This is a genomic window from Microbacterium sp. LjRoot205 (genome assembly GCF_056175745.1).
On the sequence record NZ_JBGFFH010000006.1, the window covers coordinates 95,518 to 113,976 of the forward strand.

Sequence of the window (18,459 nt, forward strand, 5' to 3'; positions counted from 1 at the left end):
CACGGTGACCCCTCTCACCGGCCCCGATCGTGGGCGGATCGGGGAGGTCGAGACGCCGCCCGGCAACTAGAATCGAGGGGATATGGCTACCCCGCACCCCCTCACCACGACCGCCAGTGGCGCCGACGTCCGCGTCCGCTTCTGCCCCTCTCCGACCGGACTGCCGCACGTCGGCATGGTCCGCACGGCCCTCTTCAACTGGGCGTACGCCCGCCACAACGGCGGCAAGATGGTGTTCCGCATCGAGGACACCGACGCCGCCCGAGACAGCGAGGAGAGCTTCCGGCAGCTGGTCGACGCTCTGACCTGGCTGAAGATCGACTGGGATGAGGGTGTCGAGGTCGGTGGACCCCACGCTCCCTACCGTCAGTCCGAGCGCCACGACATCTATCGCGGCGTGATCGACAAGCTCCTCGCATCCGGCGCTCTGTATGAGAGCTTCTCGACCGCGGAGGAGATCGACGCTCGCAACGAGGCTGCCGGGCGGGCGAAGCAGCTCGGGTACGACAACCATGACCGCGACCTCACGGCGGAGCAGAAGGACGCCTTCCGGGCCGAAGGGCGTCAGCCCGCACTCCGCCTGCGTGTGCCGGACGAGGACCTCACCTACGTCGACCTGATCCGGGGCGAGGTGACATTCCCCGCAGGATCCTTCCCGGACTTCGTGGTGGTGCGTCCGAACGGCATCCCGCTGTACACCTTCGTGAACCCGGTCGACGACGCGCTGATGGGCATCACGCACGTCCTGCGCGGCGAAGACCTGATGCCCTCGACGGCTCGCCAGCTGGCGCTCTACGCGGCGCTCATCGATGCGGAGGTCACCACCTTCGTGCCCCGCTTCGCCCACATGCCTCTGGTGCTCGGCGAGACCGGCAACAAGAAGCTCTCCAAGCGCGACCCGCAGGCCGATCTGTTCCTGCATCGGGATCGCGGCTTCATCCACGAGGGACTGCTGAACTACCTCGCGCTCCTCGGCTGGTCGATCGGTCACGACCGCGACGTGTTCTCGCTCGAGGAGTTCACCGATGCGTTCGACATCGTCGACGTGAATCCGAACCCGGCACGCTTCGACCAGAAGAAGGCCGAGTCGATCAACGGCGACCACATCCGCAAGCTCGACGAGAAGGACTTCGCCGAGAGGACGATCCCCTACCTCGCGGCCGCCGGCCTCTTCGATGAGCCGACGCACGAGCAGCTCGTGCTCGCCTTCCGCGTCGCACCGCTCGTGCAGGAGCGCGTGCAGTTGCTCGGCGATGTGCCCGGCATGGTGGGGTTCCTGTTCACCGACGACGTCTCGTATGATGCCGACGCGCTCAAGGGGCTGCCCGCGAACGCCGCCGAGGTCCTCGACGCCTGCGTCGTCGCCCTCGAGCCGGTGACCGAGTTCACTCCAGAGAAGATCCAGGAGGCTCTCGCGGAGGCGCTCGTCGAGAAGCTCGAGCTCAAGCCCCGCATCGCCTACGGCCCTCCGCGCGTCGCGATCACCGGTCGTCGGATCTCGCCGCCGCTGTTCGAGTCCATGGAGCTCCTGGGCAAGGACGAGTCGCTGCGGCGCCTCCGGTCTCTGTCGGCGTTCCTCGCGAACTGACGAGGCAGGCGGGCGGGGGAGCATCGCTTCGATGAGCTCCTGCCCGCTGCCGAGGTCACGCACCCGCAGCGATCACCGGGCGACGCGCCCGGACGGACCGAGGCGTTTTGGCATTAGGGCCACGGCTCGGGTAAGCTTGACTCTCGGTGCGAGACTCCGGTTTCGCCCTTGGGGTATGGTGTAATTGGCAACACGGCGGTTTCTGGTTCCGTTGTTCTTGGTTCGAGTCCAGGTACCCCAGCAAGACGAAAACCCCCGCTCAGGCGGGGGTTTTGTCGTTTCCGGTCCAGTGTCTCACTCGCACTCTCCGATGAATCCGAGGTAGCACACCGCCTCGTGGGTGACGGCGGGCTCGTAGTCGTCGTTCGAGACCTGGCGGGTGTCGATCTCAGGCGTCTGATGCAGGCTCCCGTAGCTGCCGAGCGTCGCGACGTAATAGCCCTCGCCGTCCTGCGCCTTCATCTCGTCTATCGCGGAGCTGTACTCGGTGCACAGAAGGGCCGCGGTCTCGGTGAGCTCGACATCGACGCAGGCGGCCGTATAGGTCGCGACCATCAGGTTCGTGCAGTCGGTCCAATCCTGGTTCACCGAGCACGGGTTGACGTCGTCCATCGTGACGTCGACGCGGCCGGTCTCGTACTCCTCGCTGTGGAAGGTCTCGGGCTGCTCAGGAACATCGGTCTTGGTCCAATGGCGTGCTGTGGCGAAGGCGAAGATCACGACGATGGCGGCGATCACCAGCAGGGCGCCGAGGATCGACAGAGTCACCCACAGTCCGACCCTCTTCTTCTTGCCGGGTCGGCCGTCGGGAACGGGCGCGTATCCCGGATAGGCGGGAGAACCGACGGAGACGTCGCCCTGCGAGGGGTAGCCGGGAGCCGCGGTGTAGGCAGGCTGTGGCGCGTCGTAGGCGGGTGGCGGTGTATCGAACGCGGGCGGTGGCGCGTCGTAGGCGGGTGGCGGTGTATCGAACGCGGGCGGTGGCGCGTCGTAGGCGGGCGGCGGTGCATCGAACGCGGGGCCCGTTGGTGGCGGGGGAGACGTCGGCTGGGTCGAGAGCCAGTACGCGTACCAGCTCTGAGCGGAGGCCGGATCATCGGCGACCTGCTGCGCTTCGAGGTCGGTGAGCTGCACCCCCAGGCCGGCCCGCAGATCTGCACTGGTCAGGGATGTGCGGAATTCCTCGAAAGACATGGCCATAGTGAAGAGGATGGCAGACCTCGGTGTGCCCCGACAATCGGATCCCTGGGCAGCGGCCGCACCCTCCCGGCATCGCCTGAAGGAGCCTGCGTCGCCTAGCAGGTCGCCCGTGCGTCGCGCCATGCCCTTCACGCCTCGCTCTTCGTCGGCGATCGTGAGCGGGAAACACCCGATGCCCGACGAGGCATGACCGAGAGGACGAGAATGGCGCTCACGAGAGTCGTTCCGGGCGAGACACCAGGAATCCGCCGTGTGCGATCCGGGTCGGGGTTCCGATACGTCGACGCGGGCAACACCCCCGTCGTCGAGGCCGACAGGGAGCGCATCCGCGACCTCGCGATACCCCCGGCGTGGAAGGACGTGTGGATCGCCGCCGATCCGCTCGCTCATATCCAGGCGGTCGGCACCGACGATGCGGGACGACGTCAGTACCTCTACCACCCGCTCTGGCGCACGGGGAGGGATCAGCGCAAGTTCGCGCGGGCGCTCAAGCTCGCCGCGGCGCTGCCTGCGGCCAGGGCCAAGGTCACGCGCGCCATCGGCGAGCCGGGGCTGACACGAGAGCGAGCACTCGCGGTCTCCTTCCGGCTTCTCGATGACGCCGCGCTGCGCATCGGCTCCGAGCGCTACCTCGTGAAGCACGGCAGTCGGGGGCTGAGCACCCTCCGGCGACGGGACGTGCGCATCGACGGCAGCGACGTGTCCCTGAGCTTCCCCGCGAAGAGCAAGCAGCTCGCCGCGATCGAGATCTCCGACGCCGCCCTCGCCGAGGCGCTGTCGGAGTTCGCCGTCGGCTCGCCGCGGGCCCCGCTGCTCGCGTACCGCAAGGGTCGCCGCCGCGTCCGACTCACGTCGACCGAGGTCAACGACTATCTCCGGCAGGTGGCCGGGGCATCGTTCACTGCGAAGGACTTCCGCACGCTGCACGGCACGATCCTCGCGGCTGACGCCCTCGCGCGGATCGGCCGACTCGAGACGAAGAACGAGCGGCGGCGTGCCGAGCGCCTCGCCGTGCAGGCGACGGCGTCAGCGCTCGGCAACACCCTCGCGGTGGCCAGGGGGAGCTACATCGATCCACGCGTGTTCCGGCTCTACGCGCGCGGTCGCACTCTCGATCTCACGGTGTCGCCTGAGACGGCGATCCGCAAGCTCCTCGGGCGCTGAGGGAATTCAGCTCTCTCGCGGGTAGGTGTAGAACCCCTCGCYCGTCGCCACGCCCAGCTTGCCCTTGTCGATGTACTGCTCTTTGAGCAGCTCGGCGAAGCGCTGCTGCTTCTCGCCTCCCATGCGGGAGATGTTGTATGCCGTGGTCAGTCCGACGATGTCGTAGATCTCGAACGGGCCGGCCGGGGAGCCCGTGCCGATCCGCCACGTCGCATCGATCGCCTCGGGTTCGGCGATCCCGTCGACGAGCAGCTCGGCTCCGGCCTGGAGGAAGGGCACGAGCAGCGAGTTCAGCAGGTATCCGGCCTTCTCCTTCTTGATCTGGATCGGGACCATGCCGATCCGGGTGGCGAATTCCACCACGGCGTCGTAGACCGCCGGGTCGGTGGCCGGTGTGCCCATGACCTCCGCGGTGTTGTGCGACCAGATCTCGTTCGCGAAGTGCAGGGCGAGGAAACGGTCGGGGCGCCCCGTCGACTCTGCGAGCGCACTGGGGAGCAGAGTCGACGAGTTCGTCGCGAAGATGGTCGTCGCCGGCGCGGCGTCGGCGAGAGTCCGGTAGATGCCCTGCTTGAGCTCGAGGTTCTCCGGCACGGCCTCGATGATGAGGTCGGCAGAGGCTGCGGCTTCCGCGAGGTCGGACGTGAGCCGGATGCGGCCGATCGCCGCCTGGGCGGCGCCGTCTGCGGCGTTCTCGACACCGTCGGCGACGTAACGCGCGGCGAGACCCTCGAACCGCTCGGCCGCGCGGTCGAGCGCAGGCTGATCGATGTCGTAGGCGACGACGTCGAAACCGTGGAAGGCGGTCTGGAACGCGATCTGCGATCCGAGCACGCCGGTGCCGAGAACAGTGATGTTCTTCATTTTCTCTTCTTCCTCTGATGGCCTTGTGGGCCGTGGTCAAGCGGGTTCGTGGCCTCTGTCGAAACGCCGGAGGTCCTGCGCGAAGCGATGCACCTCGGCATCCGTCCACTGAGCGAGATGCACGTCGATCACGCCCTGCAGCGATCGCAGCGTGTTGCGGAAGGCTTCTTCGCCCTCGGCGGTCAGCTCGAGCGGACGGCCGCGCCCGGAGACCGACGGCGTCTCCTGCACGAGGCCGAGAGAGACGAGCGTCGAGAGCTGACGCGACACGGTCGATCGGTTGAGGCGGAACATGCGGGCGATGTCCGTCGAACGGATCCCCGGCTCGTCGGCGATCGCCATGACGATGGACTGATCGGTGATCGACAGCCTCGGTTCTTCCGCGCGTGCGTCGATGAGACCTCGACGCGTGATGGCGACAAGGGAACGAAGCACGTCGGCGCTGTCACCGCGACGTCCGCCGGAGTCTTCCTGCTGTTGCATAATGCAACTCTACGCCGTTCTGTTGCGTGATGCAACGCAAGGGGTCCGCCGCTGAGCATGTCAGATGGAAGGATGGAGGCATGGACACAGCCAACCTCTCGCGAGAGGAGACCGCGGCGCGATCCGCCGCCGTCTCCGTGTGCAGCATCCGCGTCGAACTCGACCTCACGGGTGCACCCGAGCGGGCGCGCAGCGGGTTCTCCACGACCACCACGCTGGAGTTCACCACGACGGCGCGCTCGACCTGGTTGGACTTCATCGGGGAGAGCGTCGAACGAGTCGTCGTGAACGGCGTCGAGCGCGACGTGATCTACGACGGTGCGCGCATCGAGCTGCACGACCTCGCCGACACGAACGTGGTGCGTGTCGAGGCGGTCGGAAGCTACAGCCGGTCCGGCGAGGGGCTGCACCGGTTCCACGACCCCGTCGACGATCGCACCTACCTCTACACGCAATACGAACCGGCCGACTCGCGGCGGGTGATGGCGTGTTTCGAGCAGCCGGACATCAAGGCGCCGTATACCTTCGTGATCGATGCTCCTGCAGGCTGGGAGGTGCTCTCGAACCAGGTCGCGGCGACGGTCGACGCCGGAGTCGGGGTGCAGCGTGTCGAGTTCGCCCCGACGCTCCCGATCTCGAGCTACATCACCTCGGTCGCGGCCGGGCCGTATGCCCGTGTCGACGGCGAATGGGCGCGCGATGATCAGCGCGTCGCACTCGGTGTGTTCGCGCGGCAGTCGCTCGCGCAGTATCTGGAGTCCGAGGAGATCCTCGAGATCACGCGCCAGGGTCTGGACTTCTTCACCGATGCCTTCGCCTACCCCTATCCCTGGGGCAAGTACGACCAGATCTTCGTTCCCGAGTACAACCTCGGTGCGATGGAGAACCCGGGACTCGTGACGTTCACCGAGTCCTATCTCTCGCGGGGTGCGGCCACCGACGCGCAGCGTGCCGCACGCGCGAACACGATCCTGCACGAGATGGCGCACATGTGGTTCGGCGACCTCGTGACCATGAAGTGGTGGGACGACCTGTGGCTCAAGGAGTCCTTCGCGGACTACATGGGCTCGCACGCATCAGCGGTGGCGACGCGCTTCCATGACGCGTGGGTCAAGTTCGCCGCCAACCGCAAGGCATGGGCGTACCAGCAGGACCAGCTGCCGACCACCCACCCGATCGTCGCCGACATCACCGACCTCGAGGCCGCGAAGCTCAACTTCGACGGCATCACCTATGCCAAGGGCGCCGCGGTGCTGAAGCAGCTCGTGGCCTTCGTCGGCGATGAGGCGTTCTTCGAGGGGGCCCGCAGATACTTCGCGGCCAACGCGTTCGGCAACACGACTCTCGACGACTTCCTCGTGCAGCTGAGCGCGGTCTCCGGCCGCGACATGACCGAATGGTCGCAGGCATGGCTGCAGACGACGGGGGTGTCCACGCTGCGGCTCGAACGAGAGGCCGACGGCAGCGCCACGCTCGTGCAGAGCGATCCTCGGCCGCATCGCCTGCGCGTCGGGCTCTATCACCGCATCGACGGGCGCGTGGTGCGTCGCGACCAGCTCGCCCTGGACATCCACGACGAGCGGACGCCGATCGAGGTCCCCTCCGCCGATCTCGTGCTTCTCAACGACGACGACCTCACTTACGCCAAGGTGCGGCTCGACGAGGCATCATTGACGACGGTGCAGGAATCACTGTCCTCCATCGACGATCCCCTCGCGAGGGCCGTCGTGTGGTCGTCGCTGTGGAACGCCACGCGCGACGGCGAGCTGACAGTGGCGCGATACACCTCGATCGTGCGCGCACATGCCCCACACGAGTCGAACATCGGTCTTCTCGTCGGCATTCTCTCGAATGCCCTCTTCTCGATCCGGCACTACGCGAGCGACGGCRAGCGACAGGGCGAGYAGCGGGCCTGGGTGGAGACCGCGTGGGCTGCGCTGCAGGCATCGGATGCCGGAAGCGATGCCCAGCTCTCGTGGGCGCGGGCCCTCGCGGCGGCGTCGACGTTCGACGACGTGCACGCCGCCGAGGTCCGCGCGCTCCTGCACGGTGATGTCCCGGCGGGTCTCACCATCGACCCTGATCTGCGGTGGCAGCTGCTCACGGCTCTCGTCACGACAGGGCACGCGGGGACCGATGACGTCGCAGCCCAGCTCGAGTCCGACGACACCGGAAGCGGTCGGACGGCCGCTCGCAGGGCACTCGCGTCGCAACCTGATTCCGCGGTGCGGGCTGCAGCGTGGGACGCGGCGTGGAACGACGGCTCGCTGAGCAACGACCATCTCGATGCCGAGATCGCGGGCTTCCGCGCAGGTGGACGCCGTGATCTCATCGCGGGGTTCGATGCCGAGTACTTCGAGAGGATCGGCGACGCGTGGGGCACGCGGAGCATCGAGCTGGCTCAGCGCCTGGTCGTGGGGCTGTTCCCCGCCTCGCCGACGCTCGATCTCGTGGATGCGTGGCTTGCCAGCAACAGCTCGGCGCCCGCCGCGCTGCGCCGGATCGTCATCGAGCAGCGTGATCACCTGGCCCGAGCGCTGCGCGTTCGGGCTGCGCAGGGCTAGTCGGCGTCGAGCTCGTCGGCGGTGCTCGCCCCCACGGTGAAGTACTCGGGTCGGTCGTCGCTCTGGGTCACGAGAATCAGGGCGATGTACGCCGCCCACGCTCGCGCGCGGACCCAGGTGGCATCGTCATACCGAGATCCGGTCGCTCTGCGGAACGCCTCGCGACCTGAGGCGTCGAAGAGCATCCACGACGAGGCGAGATCGTAGGCGGGGTCACCGACCGTGACGTCGCCGAAGTCGATGAGCGCAGCGAGCGTGCCATCCTCCACCAGCATGTTGCCCGGGTGGAGATCGCCGTGGATCCAGACCTGCTCCGCGCCGACCGGTGCGGCGAGACCTGCGACCCAGGCGTCACGCAGCGCCGTGCGGTGCCTGAACGCGTCGAGCCGCGGTCGCATCGCGTCGTCTCGAGTGGCCAGGGCGCGCCCGCGCACCGGGTTGCGCGGAGCATCCGCGGGGCCGGGGGCGTGCAGCGCCCTCAGGGCATCGGCGAGTCGTGGTGCCCACGCCGCGTTGTCCGATCGGGAGGAGGCGAGCGCCGTCGTTCCGGAGATCCAGGGGACGACCGACCAGGGCCGCGGAAACAGCTCGCTCGGTTCGCCGGAGATCAGCGGCACCGGGGTGCGGATGCCGATGGCCGCCAGCGCCGGTCCGATCGCGGGGAGCGCACGCTGCTCGTTCGCGACGAGCGGCACGGCGAGGTCGCGACGAGGCAGTCGCACGAGGAGCTCCGACCCGAGCCTCCACATCGAGTTGTCCCAGCCGTCGGCGAACAGCCTCAGTGGCAGACCGGCGAGATCAGGGCTCGTCCGCCGGAGAAGGTCTCGTACGCCGCTCTCATCGAGCGAGTATTCGGCGGAGGGGGAGTCCGCCACGGTCAGATGTCGAGCGAGTCGCCCGGCTCGAGGACCGAGAACTCTCCGCCACCCTGCTCGGTCGCCCACTGCAGCCGCTGCCGGTGCATCGTCTTGCCTGCGACCGACAGGGTCATGTCGTGAGTGCCGAACGCCCGACGCGGGCGCACGGCGAGAACGTAGTCCATCGCCTCGCCGATCTTCAGCCATGGCGCTCCGAGTGGAGCGGCGAGCGTGCCGACCTCGACACCCTCCGGAACCGCGTAGGAGTCACCGGGGTAGTAGAAGACCTCATTGACCAGCACGCCCACATTCTCGACAGTGGGGAGTGAGGAGTGGATCACCTCGTGCGTGCCGCCGAAGAAACGGAGCGTGAACGCTCCCACCTCCACGGTGTCGCCCGGAGCGACCTCCGAGATGTCATAGCCCTCGGCCGCACGTGCGACGCCGGCAGGGGCGTAGATCGGAGTGCCGGGGGCGGCGCGGAGGATCCGATCCAGGTGCTCGGGCGTCCAGTGGTCGGGGTGCTCGTGGGTGATCACGACGGCGACGAGACCCGAGAGGTCGTTCAGGGGAGCGGTGAACGAACCCGGGTCGATGAGCAGGGTGTCATCGCCCTGCTGAATGCGAAGAGCGGCATGTTCGAATTTCGTGATGCGCATGAGGTGAGTCAACTCCTTCACGGCGTCTCTGGCAAACCGCCGATCCAGCGCGCCACGCCCGGGAATCGACGAGGGCTCGGCTCGATTTGGCGGCGCGAGAATCGTCATGGCATACTTGTTGAGTTGTCGCGGCACGGAAACGTTCCGCCAGACGGCCCCATCGTATAGCGGCCTAGTACGCTGCCCTCTCACGGCGGTAACGCGGGTTCGAATCCCGCTGGGGTCACAACAAGCGAAAGCCCTCGGTTCTCCGAGGGCTTTCGTCGTATGTGCAGGCACAGCGCACCCCTCGCGGAGGTCAGCGGGAGTCAGGTCTTCGACACGAGGGCGAGCTGCCGAAACGTGCGGTTGCTCAGCGGCAGAACCATGAGTGCGATCATCGTGCCGCCGAAGAGCGCGAACGGCACCCAGACTGCCGTGATCGAGGCGAGCAGACCGAACCCCGCCATGGCGACGGGCATGAGACAGTCGTCACCGAGACGGGTGATCGAGCCCATCCGGCCGAGGTAGGCGGTGTCGACCGTGGCGGAGAAGGTGGCGCTCAGGAGGACCGAGGCGTAGCCCGCGGTTGCGCCGATGACGAAGGCCGCGGTCGCGACCGTCCACGCCGGGCCCCAGCCGAGTGCGATGATCCCGACGCCCTGGACGACGAGCGCCCAGAAGCCGGCGAGTGCTTCTCTTCGCGGTCGCCATTTGACGACCGAGACGGCACCGAGTGCCGCGCCCAGTCCGAGCAGCGCCTCGAACAACCCCAGCGACTGAGCGCCCCATCCCTCGTCGTGCGCGCGCAGGGCGAGCCCGATCCCGACCGCCGGTCCGACCGCGAGGTTGAGGCCTGAGAGCGCGATGACGAGGGTGCGGGTGGTCGGGTGAGTGCCGAGGTGGGCGAATCCACGGGCGATGCCGTGCAGCACGGACTCCCTCGCCGCGCGGGCGAGAAGGAAGCGTGGCCGGAGCCAGATCGCGATGAAGGCGACGACCAGACTGAACGTGAGGGCGTTGACCGCCGCGCTGCCCACCAGTCCCGCGTACGCGACGAGCACGCCGCCGATCGCCGCGCCCGCCATGGTTCCGAGGCGCGACGCGGTCTGGGTCAGCGCACCATAGGAGGGGAGATCCCCCGGGCGCACGAGCTGGCGGGCGACGGTTCCTGCAGACGGCTCATAGAACGCATCGCAGATTCCGAAGGCGATCGCCGCGAACAGCAGGACGCCCACCGTCGGTGGGGTCGCGAGGACCCAGAGGGCCACGGCCACGAGCACGCCGACACGCAGCACGTTGAACAGCATCATCACCCGCCGCGCATCGGAGCGGTCGGCGATCACACCGCCGAAGAGGAGCACGATCGCCCGAGGGATCGTCCCTGCCGCGACGATGAGCCCGGCGATAGCGGGAGAGGCAGTCTGCACGGCCGTCCAGGCGAGGGCGATGGTCCAGAGGGCATCCCCGGCATCCGAGAGCGCCTTGACGGCGATCCACGCGTGCACACGACGGTCTCGTCTGAACGTCGGTGGCTCCGACAGCTGCACGGGTTCGACCGCGGTGCTCATGGCGTCGTCGGGAACGCGTGGGCGAAGAAGAAGATCGGCGTGCGCTCCTGTCCGTCCTCGAGGTCGACAGACGCCCGCCATTCCTCCATCGTGCGCAGAAGGCGCGCACTCAGATCACGGAGTTCGTCCGGAGAAGCCCAGGCGGTCGTCTCGGTGTTGGAGGCGTCGTACGCGGCATAGGCAGGGTCATCATGGCGGCGCTGCCACCGCTGAAGACGCTCGATCTGCATCCGGATGCCCTGGCGCTGCGCCTCCCGTGCGAGCAGAGCGTCGGCGGGGGAGTCGGCGAAGTCCTCCGCCGACCAGGTGAGCCCACGTCGAGCGGGCTTCCACCAGCTGGTGCGACGGTCGCCGGAGGGGTCTTGGTCGCGTTCGACGAGCCCGGCTCGTTCGAGCATCCTCAGGTGGTGGCTGATGCTCCCGACCTGGCTCCCGAGCGAGTGCGCGAGCGTGGTGACCTGCGAGGTGCCGTAGAGAAGCAGATAGTCGTAGATGCGGCGGCGCAGCGGATGGTGCACCGCTGTGATCACCGAGATGTCTTCCATGGACGTAACCGTAGAACCGGTGCTTAGTTCTCACAAGACTTCTTGTATACCCCGGAAAGACAACGATGATGCCCGCCTCTCGCTGGGAGCTGCGGCCCTTTCGCAGATGCGAGTCAGCCCTCGGCAGGCGGCTCGCCGGCTGCCATACGAGTGCGCCGTGCGCGCCGGATGAGCCAGATCACCAGCACCACCACTCCGGCCACAGCGATCCACGGCAGGATGAATCCGACGGCGATCACCAGCGCGTTCACTGAGACGACGAGGCCGTTCCAGCCGGCGAGGAGCCCGTCCGAGAACCCGGCCGGGTCGGCGGTCGTGGGCGGCGTCGTGCGGGTCAGCTCAACAGTGAGACTCGACATCGCGACCTGGTCCTCGAGCGATGCGAGCTGCTGCTCGTACGACTCGAGCTGCCCCTGGCGATCGGTGAGCGCGACCTCTGCCTCGATGAGCTCCGCGACCGTGCCGGTCTGCGACATCAGCTCGGTCAGCCGCTGCACCGATGCCCTGGTGGCATCCACGCGCGCACGCAGATCGATCGCCGTCGAGGTGACATCCTGCTTCGAGATCGATGAGGAGAGCACTTCGCCCGAGGTGGCGAGCTCATCGATGACGGCGGCGAGGTCGGCGGAGGGTACGCGGATGCTGATCCAGCCGTACCCGGGGTCGGAAGGCGCCGGCTCCGAAGCGCCGTCGACGGCGACGCTCTTGCCGATCTCAGTGCTCTCGACATACCCGCCGCGCGACTCGGCCAGTGCGCCGATCGTGTCGGCGGCGTCCGCGATGTCCTTCACCTCCACTGTCGCGTTGGCGGTCGCGATGATCTCGCGATCAGTGACTGCGACATCTCCGACCGCCGGTGCAGACTCGGCCGAGTCCGTCGCGGCCCCAGGTGCGCCCTGGTCGGCGGAGCCGGTGCGTGACTCCTCCGTGACGACCATGTCTCCGCCCTCGGCCGAGCTCGTCGCCGACCCGCCCACCGCAGTGAGGATCGGAGCAGTGACGAGGACGCCGACGACGAACGCCGCCGCGATCCCGGCACCGGTCATCCACCGACGCCGGCGGTGTCGAGCCCCTGCTGCGGCTGGCGCCCGTCGTGGCCGCTCGGCGGCGATGTCGTCGAACACGGCTTTCTCGATGCGCGCCACTGCGGCATCGGTGAGCTCGGGCAGTCGCTCGGTGCTGGTCTTGTCGTTCATGCGTCGCTCGCTTCCTTCACGGCACCGCGAAGTCGGGTGCGGACTCGTGAGAGACGGTTCCGGACGATGGCATGGCTCACGCCGAGCTCCTCGGCCGCGGCCTGGTAGGCATAGCCTTCGGCGGCGCAGAGTCGGAAGATCGCGCGGTCGAGGTCGCTCAGCGTGCCGACCTCGGCGGCGATCCGCTCCGCGAGGTCTGCGGTGATCACCTGCTCCTCGACGCTGATCGTCGAAGGCAGGGTCTCGTCCACCGCTTCCGTCGTGTGGGCATGGTCGCGCCTGCGCTGACGAAGGCGATTCGCGGCCTGGAAGCGGCAGATCGTCGCGAGCCACGGGAGGATCGATTCTCCCTGAAGCTCGAACCCCGGAAGCTTGCGCCAAGCCGTGACGAAGGTCTCCTGGGTCACATCCTCGGCATCGGCGGGGGAGCCGAGCATTCCATGCGCGATCCAGTAGACTGGGCGGACATACGAGCGGTACAGCTCGCGGAAGGCGCTCTCGTCACCTGCCGCGGCCTGTGCCGCCCATTTCTGATCACTCGTCTGCACTGGCATCCCGATTCCGTTCGGTGTCTCTCACCTGGGAGGTGTCGGAAGATGCCCCATCGTCTCAGATCAGTGTGCGGGCTGCGCGCGCACCTTCGCGAGCGTCCGCTGCCGGAGGACGCCGAGGGAGGACGTTCGCGGCGGTGTCCGGGTGCGAGTTCGAGGTCACATCGACCATGCCACCACGGCCCTTCCGCTCCGCTAGCATTGGTGACGCGAGAGGGAGTATCCCGCAAGCGCATCCACCGTCATCACGAGCACCGACATCGCTGCTCCGGTCGTGCGACGCACTCTGTGCGTGGGAGAGACTTTCGGCGTTCTTCCTACCCTCCCGAAAGGCTGTACGCCCTTGGAAATCCCCGTCTGGTTCGAGATCACCTCGATGATCGTCCTCTCGATCATTCTGATCGGCGACCTGCTTCTGATCCGCCTTCGCCCCCACATCCCCTCGACGAAGGAGTCGACCCTGTGGGTCGTGTTCTACGTCGCCCTCGCGCTTCTCTTCGCTGTGCTCCTCGGCAACGTGGCCGGTTGGCGCAACGCGGGCGACTTCATCACCGGCTGGGCGCTCGAATACAGCCTGTCCATCGACAATCTCTTCGTCTTCGTGCTGATCATGGCGCAGTTCGCCGTCCCGCGACGCCTGCAGCAGCAGGTGCTGATGGTCGGCATCATCATCGCGCTCGTCCTGCGTGGGGCGTTCATCCTCGTGGGAGTGGCGGTCGTCGAGCACTTCTCGCCGATCTTCTACGTCTTCGGCGCGTTCCTCATCTACACCGCGATCAAGCAGGCGATGCCCGAGGGCGAGCACGAAGACGACGTCAAGAAGGAGAACTTCATCGTGCGCCTGCTCCGGCGCCGGATCGACATCAGCGAGACCTACGACGGCTCCAAGCTCCGCACCACGGTCGACGGCAAGCGCATGTGGACGCCGATGGTCATCGTGTTCATCACGATCGGTGTCACCGACCTGATCTTCGCGATCGACTCGATTCCCGCGATCTTCGAGATCACCACCAACGGGTTCCTCGTCTTCGCCGCGAACATCTTCGCGCTCATGGGCCTGCGTCAGCTCTACTTCCTGCTCGGCGATCTGCTCGATCGCCTGCGCTACCTGCATTACGGCATCGCCGTGATCCTCGGTTTCATCGGCATCAAGCTCATCCTGCACGCGCTGCATGAGAACGAGCTGCCCTTCATCAACGGCGGCGAGCATGTCGAATGGGTGCCAGACATCGACAACATGGTGTCGCTGGGAGTCATCGTCGTGTCGATGACCGTCGCGACAGTCGCCAGCCTCATCGCGTCGTCGCGCGAGAAGTCGGCGGCGAAGAAGGCAGCGATCGTCGAGTGAGCGCAGCCCGCTCACTCGGCTGACCAGAGGAGCTCCGCTTCGAGGGTGAGATCGATGACCTGGCCCAGCAGGGCGCCGAGCGAGTTGGACTGCAGCAGGGCGAACTGGTCGTACTCGCCCAGCGGTGCGATCGCGGCGAGCTGCCAGGCTGCGGCGAGCGGATCGTCTGACAGTTCGGTGTCGGCATCCCACGGCGAGTCCACGCGTGCGAGGACTCGCCGCACGATCGCCTCTGCTTCGGTCCGCAGAGGGGTCAGCGCGTCGTGCCACGTCAGCTCAGGCAGCTGCGTGACCTCGGCGCGAGGAAAGGGCGCGTCGTCGAGCCACTGATCGACGGTGAAGCGGGCGGTGCCGACCGCGAGGGTGTGCAGCACCTGGGCGTCCGCCGCGACGCTCACCAGCCGGGCCATCGTGCCGACCCTGCTGCGTCGGTCGCCGCCGCCGACCTCGTGACCGCGCTCGATGAGCACCACGCCGAACTGCGGGTCGTCGTCGTCGAGCAGGTGTCCGATCATCGTGAGGTACCTCGGCTCGAAGACGCGAAGCGGAAGCGGGGTGTAGGGAAACAGCACCGAGCCGAGCGGGAACATCGGTAGTTGAGCCATGACCCCAGTCAACACCGCGCGACGTACAGTGAACAGATGCGCAGACCTCAGCCGATCGTCCCCTCGCCCGGTCAGGAATCCGTATGGGACTATCCGCGGCCACCGAGGGTCGAGCCGGTGCCCGAGCGCGTCACCATCCGCCTCGGCGGCGTTCTGGTCGCCGATACGCGCGATGCCGTGCGGGTGCTCGAGACGAGTCACCCTCCTGTGTACTATCTGCCGATCGCCGACTTCATCGAGGGCGCGCTCTCGGATGCCCCGGGTTCATCGTTCTGCGAGTTCAAGGGTGCCGCGCGCTATCTCGATGTGCGTGGCGGCGGCCTGACGGCCGCGGGCGCGGCATGGAACTACCCGCATCCTTCGCCCGGTTTCGAGGTGCTGCGCGACCGGGTGGCCGTGTATGCGGGGCCGATGGACGCGTGCACAGTCGGCGACGAGGTCGTCGTTCCGCAGCCGGGAGGATTCTACGGCGGCTGGGTCACGTCGTCGGTCGTCGGGCCCTTCAAGGGCGTACCGGGTTCCATGGGCTGGTAGGGCCCGTCCCCGCCGTTCCTGTCAGAACGCGCGGAGGTTGGCCTGCAGGCCGCCATCGACGTGGTCGCGGCGGAGGATCCCACGGCGACGCAGCACCGGCACGAGCTCGTCGAGTGTGCGGTGCAGCGTGACGGGGTGGAAGTCGCCCCACAGCAGCACGCCGTCGTTGCCCCACTCTCCGAGTTCCTCGATCAGATCGGCGAACTCGTCGGCCGTCCCGACGAAGCCCGAACGATCGGCGATGCGGCCGGCGCGGGCGAGGGCGGTGAGGTGGGCGCGCAGCGGAGCATCCTCGCGACGGTCGCCGATCAGGCGCTGGATGCTTCCGCGCGAGACGTGCTCCCCGAAGATCGACACATCGAGCGGCCGCTCGAGGTCGAGTGCGGTGAGGTCGGTCTCGAGATCGCTCGACTGCTTGCGCGCGATCTGCACGAGAGCCGCATCATCGGGGTGCGCGGACGCAGCGACGATCCGGTCGGCCTCTTCGACGGATGCCGTGATCACGGGCTGGATCGCGAACAGGATCTTGATGTCGTCGGCTGAGCGCCCGGCGGCGATCGCCGCGTCGTGGATCTTCGCGCGGTAGGCGCGCACGGATGCTTCGTCCAGCGGAGCGAGGGCGAGTTGGACATCGGAGTTGGCGCCGGCGAACCCGAGGCCGCGACCCGACCCGCCGGGGGAGACGATCGCCGGCTCGCCGTCGGTGAACGGCACGGCGTTCAGAGGGCCGTCGAACGCGTAATGCTCTCCGCGATGCCGGACGGTGCTCAGCTTCGATCCGTCCGCGAAGACATCCGTCTCGCGGTCGCCGACCAGCGCTCCGTCGCCCCAGCTGCGCCAGAGCGAGCGGATGCCTGAGAGCCATTCCTCGGCCCGGTCGTAGGCGGCATCGTGTCCGAGCTGCGCCACGGCCGAGAAGTGACGCGCGCTGCCGGTGTCGGTCACCACGTTGAGCCCGAGACGGTGACCGCTGAGATGCTGAAGGGTGGAGAACTGCCGCGCCGCCGTATAGGGAAGGTACGCCGCGGGATTGACGGTGGGCACGACTCCGAGGTGCCGTGTCGCCTGGAACAGGTAGGGAGCGAGGAGCAGCGGGTCGTGCTTGGGCCCGCCGAAGGCATGGCGTACGCGGAGGTCGATCGTGTCCGGCGAGCCGAGAGACGGTGCGTCCTCGATGATCACGAGGTCGAAGCCTGCCTGCTCGAGCGTCCGGGCCGCCTCCTGATAGATCTCGGGACGCGTCCAGTCGTAGTCCCAGTCCAGAGACGGGTATCCCCACCCCTGCGGACCGAAACCGCGGGCGAGGAACCAGCCGAAGTGCTGGGGCCTGGTCATGCGACGGCCTCTCGCGCCGGCTCGAGCACCCGAGCGAGGTCGGCGATCAGATCGGAGACGTCTTCTATGCCGACCGACAGTCGAAGGGTTCCCGGCTGCACACCGAGGATGTCGCGCTCTTCGGGTGTTCTGTGCGAGTGGCTGGTGGTCGCGGGGTGCAGCACCAGCGAGCGCACGTCGCCGATGTGGGTCATGTGCGTGAAGACTTCCACGCTCTCGACGAAGTCGCGTGCGGCGTCGAGCCCTCCGCGGAGGGTGAACGTGAAGATCGACCCGTACCCGCCGTGGAGATACCGCTGCGCGAGAGCATGGTCGGGGTGAGTCTCGAGGCCCACGTGATCGACGCTCTCGACCGCATCCTGAGCGGCCAGCCAACGGGCCACCTCGAGCGCGTTCCGGGACTGGCGCTCGACCCGGAGGCCGAGGGTCTCGGCGCCCTGTCCGATCAGGAACGCGTTGAGAGGAGACGGCGAGGCGCCGAAGCGGGGAGCCACCGACTCGCGGGCGTAGGCGATCCGAGCGTTGCCGCCGTGGCGGGCGAAGACGCTCGGGAAGCCCCCGCGGCCGGGGAGCACCAGGTGCGGTGCGTTGTGACCGGCCCTATCCGCGTCGAAACGACCGTCATCGAGGATCACACCGCCGAGCACGGACCCGTGACCCGCGAGGAACTTCGATGCGGAGTGCACGACCATGGCGGCACCATGCTCGATCGGACGCAGCAGGAAGGGCGTCGCGAGCGTGTTGTCGACGATGAGCGGGATGGCGAACTCATCCGCGACCGCGCTCACAGCGGCGATGTCGAGGATGTCGTTCCGGGCGTTCGCGATCGACTCCGCGAACAGCGCGCGCGTGGTCGGGCGGATCGCTGCCTGCCACGCAGCAGGGTCGGCGATCTCGTCGATGAACGTCGTCTCGATGCCGAGCCGTGCGAGGTTGTCGAGCAGGAGCCCTCGGGTGCCCTCGTAGATGTGCGTCGAGGCCACGATGTGGTCTCCGGCTCCGGCCACGGTCAGCAAAGCGGTGACGACCGCGGCCTGTCCGCTCGCGACGAGCACCGCGTCCGCGGCGGATTCGAGGGCTGCGAGCTGTCGCTCGACGGCGCTCACCGTCGGGTTGCCCGTGCGGGTGTAGCCGAAGCCGGCGCCGGTGCCGAAGTGGTCTGCGGCGTGATCGAAGTCATCGAACTCGAAGCCCGCAGTCAGATAGATCGGCGTCGCCCTCGACGACGCGGCGCCCTGATTCCGGGCGGCGTGGACCGCTCTGGTGGCGAAGCCGGTCGTGTCGTCGGTCATGCGGATGCCTCTCGAATGTGCGGGTGACAGTAGCGTGTCACGCGGCGACTCCGGTCGCTGAAGCGGTGGTAATCTGACGTCATGCGGATCGTGCTCCTTCTTAGCGGCCGCGACGAGACCTCGT

General features: G+C 67.7%; 17 protein-coding genes and 2 tRNA genes. 7 read left to right on the plus strand and 12 right to left on the minus strand.

Annotation, left to right across the window (positions count from 1 at the left end; all coding sequences use genetic code 11):
- Positions 1–82: 82 nt before the first annotated feature.
- Together gltX and AC04ME_RS13035 are read left to right on the plus strand one after the other, a co-directional pair.
- Positions 83–1,588, plus strand: a complete 1,506-nt coding sequence (gene gltX / locus AC04ME_RS13030; RefSeq protein WP_475435350.1) for a glutamate--tRNA ligase — start codon at positions 83–85, stop codon at positions 1,586–1,588.
- Between the two features lie 169 nt (positions 1,589–1,757).
- Positions 1,758–1,829, plus strand: a tRNA-Gln gene (locus tag AC04ME_RS13035).
- Positions 1,830–1,882: 53 nt separating this feature from the next.
- On the opposite strand, the gene AC04ME_RS13040 is transcribed toward AC04ME_RS13035, so the two are convergent.
- Positions 1,883–2,782 (minus strand): hypothetical protein, encoded by a 900-nt coding sequence (locus AC04ME_RS13040; protein ID WP_475435352.1) that lies wholly within the window; start codon positions 2,780–2,782, stop codon positions 1,883–1,885.
- Positions 2,783–2,992: 210 nt separating this feature from the next.
- On the opposite strand from AC04ME_RS13040, the gene AC04ME_RS13045 reads away from it, so the two are divergent.
- Positions 2,993–3,952 carry a DNA topoisomerase IB gene (locus tag AC04ME_RS13045; protein WP_042541726.1) on the plus strand — a complete coding sequence of 320 codons (960 nt, stop codon included), beginning with the start codon at positions 2,993–2,995 and terminating at the stop codon, positions 3,950–3,952.
- A 6-nt stretch (positions 3,953–3,958) separates the two neighbouring features.
- Here the strand turns inward: AC04ME_RS13045 and AC04ME_RS13050 are convergent, their stop codons facing one another.
- Both AC04ME_RS13050 and AC04ME_RS13055 read right to left on the minus strand, forming a co-directional pair.
- Positions 3,959–4,816 carry a 3-hydroxyacyl-CoA dehydrogenase gene (locus AC04ME_RS13050; protein ID WP_475435354.1) on the minus strand — a complete coding sequence of 286 codons (858 nt, stop codon included), beginning with the start codon at positions 4,814–4,816 and terminating at the stop codon, positions 3,959–3,961.
- A 36-nt stretch (positions 4,817–4,852) separates the two neighbouring features.
- A complete protein-coding gene (locus AC04ME_RS13055) occupies positions 4,853–5,299 on the minus strand; it encodes a MarR family winged helix-turn-helix transcriptional regulator (RefSeq protein ID WP_475435356.1) in 447 nt (148 codons plus the stop codon).
- 80 nt (positions 5,300–5,379) lie between these two features.
- Here AC04ME_RS13055 and pepN point away from each other — a divergent pair, with 80 nt between their 5' ends.
- Positions 5,380–7,863 (plus strand): aminopeptidase N, encoded by a 2,484-nt coding sequence (gene pepN / locus AC04ME_RS13060; protein WP_475435358.1) that lies wholly within the window; start codon positions 5,380–5,382, stop codon positions 7,861–7,863.
- Here pepN and AC04ME_RS13065 read toward each other — a convergent pair.
- Both AC04ME_RS13065 and AC04ME_RS13070 read right to left on the minus strand, forming a co-directional pair.
- Positions 7,860–8,738, minus strand: a complete 879-nt coding sequence (locus AC04ME_RS13065; protein WP_475435360.1) for an aminoglycoside phosphotransferase family protein — start codon at positions 8,736–8,738, stop codon at positions 7,860–7,862. The two genes, pepN and AC04ME_RS13065, sit on opposite strands and share 4 nt — an antisense overlap.
- Positions 8,739–8,740: 2 nt before the next feature.
- A complete protein-coding gene (locus tag AC04ME_RS13070; RefSeq protein ID WP_042541722.1) occupies positions 8,741–9,379 on the minus strand; it encodes an MBL fold metallo-hydrolase in 639 nt (212 codons plus the stop codon).
- A gap of 153 nt (positions 9,380–9,532) precedes the next feature.
- On the opposite strand from AC04ME_RS13070, the gene AC04ME_RS13075 reads away from it, so the two are divergent.
- A tRNA-Glu gene (locus tag AC04ME_RS13075) sits at positions 9,533–9,605 on the plus strand.
- An 82-nt stretch (positions 9,606–9,687) separates the two neighbouring features.
- On the opposite strand, the gene AC04ME_RS13080 is transcribed toward AC04ME_RS13075, so the two are convergent.
- The 4 genes from AC04ME_RS13080 to AC04ME_RS13095 all read right to left on the minus strand — a co-directional run bounded on the left by AC04ME_RS13080 (position 9,688) and on the right by AC04ME_RS13095 (position 13,224).
- Complete coding sequence (locus AC04ME_RS13080) at positions 9,688–10,929, minus strand: MFS transporter (RefSeq protein WP_475435362.1); 1,242 nt, start codon at positions 10,927–10,929, stop codon at positions 9,688–9,690.
- On the minus strand, positions 10,926–11,474 hold the full coding sequence (locus AC04ME_RS13085; protein ID WP_475435364.1) for an ArsR/SmtB family transcription factor: 549 nt from the start codon (positions 11,472–11,474) through the stop codon (positions 10,926–10,928). The genes AC04ME_RS13080 and AC04ME_RS13085 overlap by 4 nt, the downstream gene beginning before the upstream one ends.
- A 113-nt stretch (positions 11,475–11,587) precedes the next feature.
- Positions 11,588–12,670 (minus strand): DUF4349 domain-containing protein, encoded by a 1,083-nt coding sequence (locus AC04ME_RS13090; protein ID WP_475435366.1) that lies wholly within the window; start codon positions 12,668–12,670, stop codon positions 11,588–11,590.
- On the minus strand, positions 12,667–13,224 hold the full coding sequence (locus AC04ME_RS13095; protein ID WP_455904768.1) for an RNA polymerase sigma factor: 558 nt from the start codon (positions 13,222–13,224) through the stop codon (positions 12,667–12,669). Before AC04ME_RS13095 ends, AC04ME_RS13090 begins: the two co-directional genes overlap by 4 nt.
- 340 nt (positions 13,225–13,564) lie before the next feature.
- On the opposite strand from AC04ME_RS13095, the gene AC04ME_RS13100 reads away from it, so the two are divergent.
- The gene (locus AC04ME_RS13100) at positions 13,565–14,569 is read left to right on the plus strand and encodes a TerC/Alx family metal homeostasis membrane protein (protein WP_042541711.1); all 1,005 of its coding nucleotides are present in this window, start codon (positions 13,565–13,567) and stop codon (positions 14,567–14,569) included.
- Positions 14,570–14,580: 11 nt separating this feature from the next.
- On the opposite strand, the gene AC04ME_RS13105 is transcribed toward AC04ME_RS13100, so the two are convergent.
- Positions 14,581–15,174, minus strand: a complete 594-nt coding sequence (locus AC04ME_RS13105; RefSeq protein ID WP_042541710.1) for an LON peptidase substrate-binding domain-containing protein — start codon at positions 15,172–15,174, stop codon at positions 14,581–14,583.
- Positions 15,175–15,210: 36 nt separating this feature from the next.
- On the opposite strand from AC04ME_RS13105, the gene AC04ME_RS13110 reads away from it, so the two are divergent.
- Positions 15,211–15,708 (plus strand): DUF427 domain-containing protein, encoded by a 498-nt coding sequence (locus AC04ME_RS13110; RefSeq protein ID WP_475435368.1) that lies wholly within the window; start codon positions 15,211–15,213, stop codon positions 15,706–15,708.
- Positions 15,709–15,729: 21 nt separating this feature from the next.
- Here AC04ME_RS13110 and AC04ME_RS13115 read toward each other — a convergent pair whose 3' ends face one another.
- Positions 15,730–17,043 (minus strand): LLM class flavin-dependent oxidoreductase, encoded by a 1,314-nt coding sequence (locus AC04ME_RS13115; RefSeq protein ID WP_475435370.1) that lies wholly within the window; start codon positions 17,041–17,043, stop codon positions 15,730–15,732.
- Positions 17,040–18,335 carry an O-acetylhomoserine aminocarboxypropyltransferase/cysteine synthase family protein gene (locus AC04ME_RS13120; RefSeq protein WP_475435372.1) on the minus strand — a complete coding sequence of 432 codons (1,296 nt, stop codon included), beginning with the start codon at positions 18,333–18,335 and terminating at the stop codon, positions 17,040–17,042. Before AC04ME_RS13120 ends, AC04ME_RS13115 begins: the two co-directional genes overlap by 4 nt.
- Positions 18,336–18,459 lie beyond the last annotated feature (124 nt).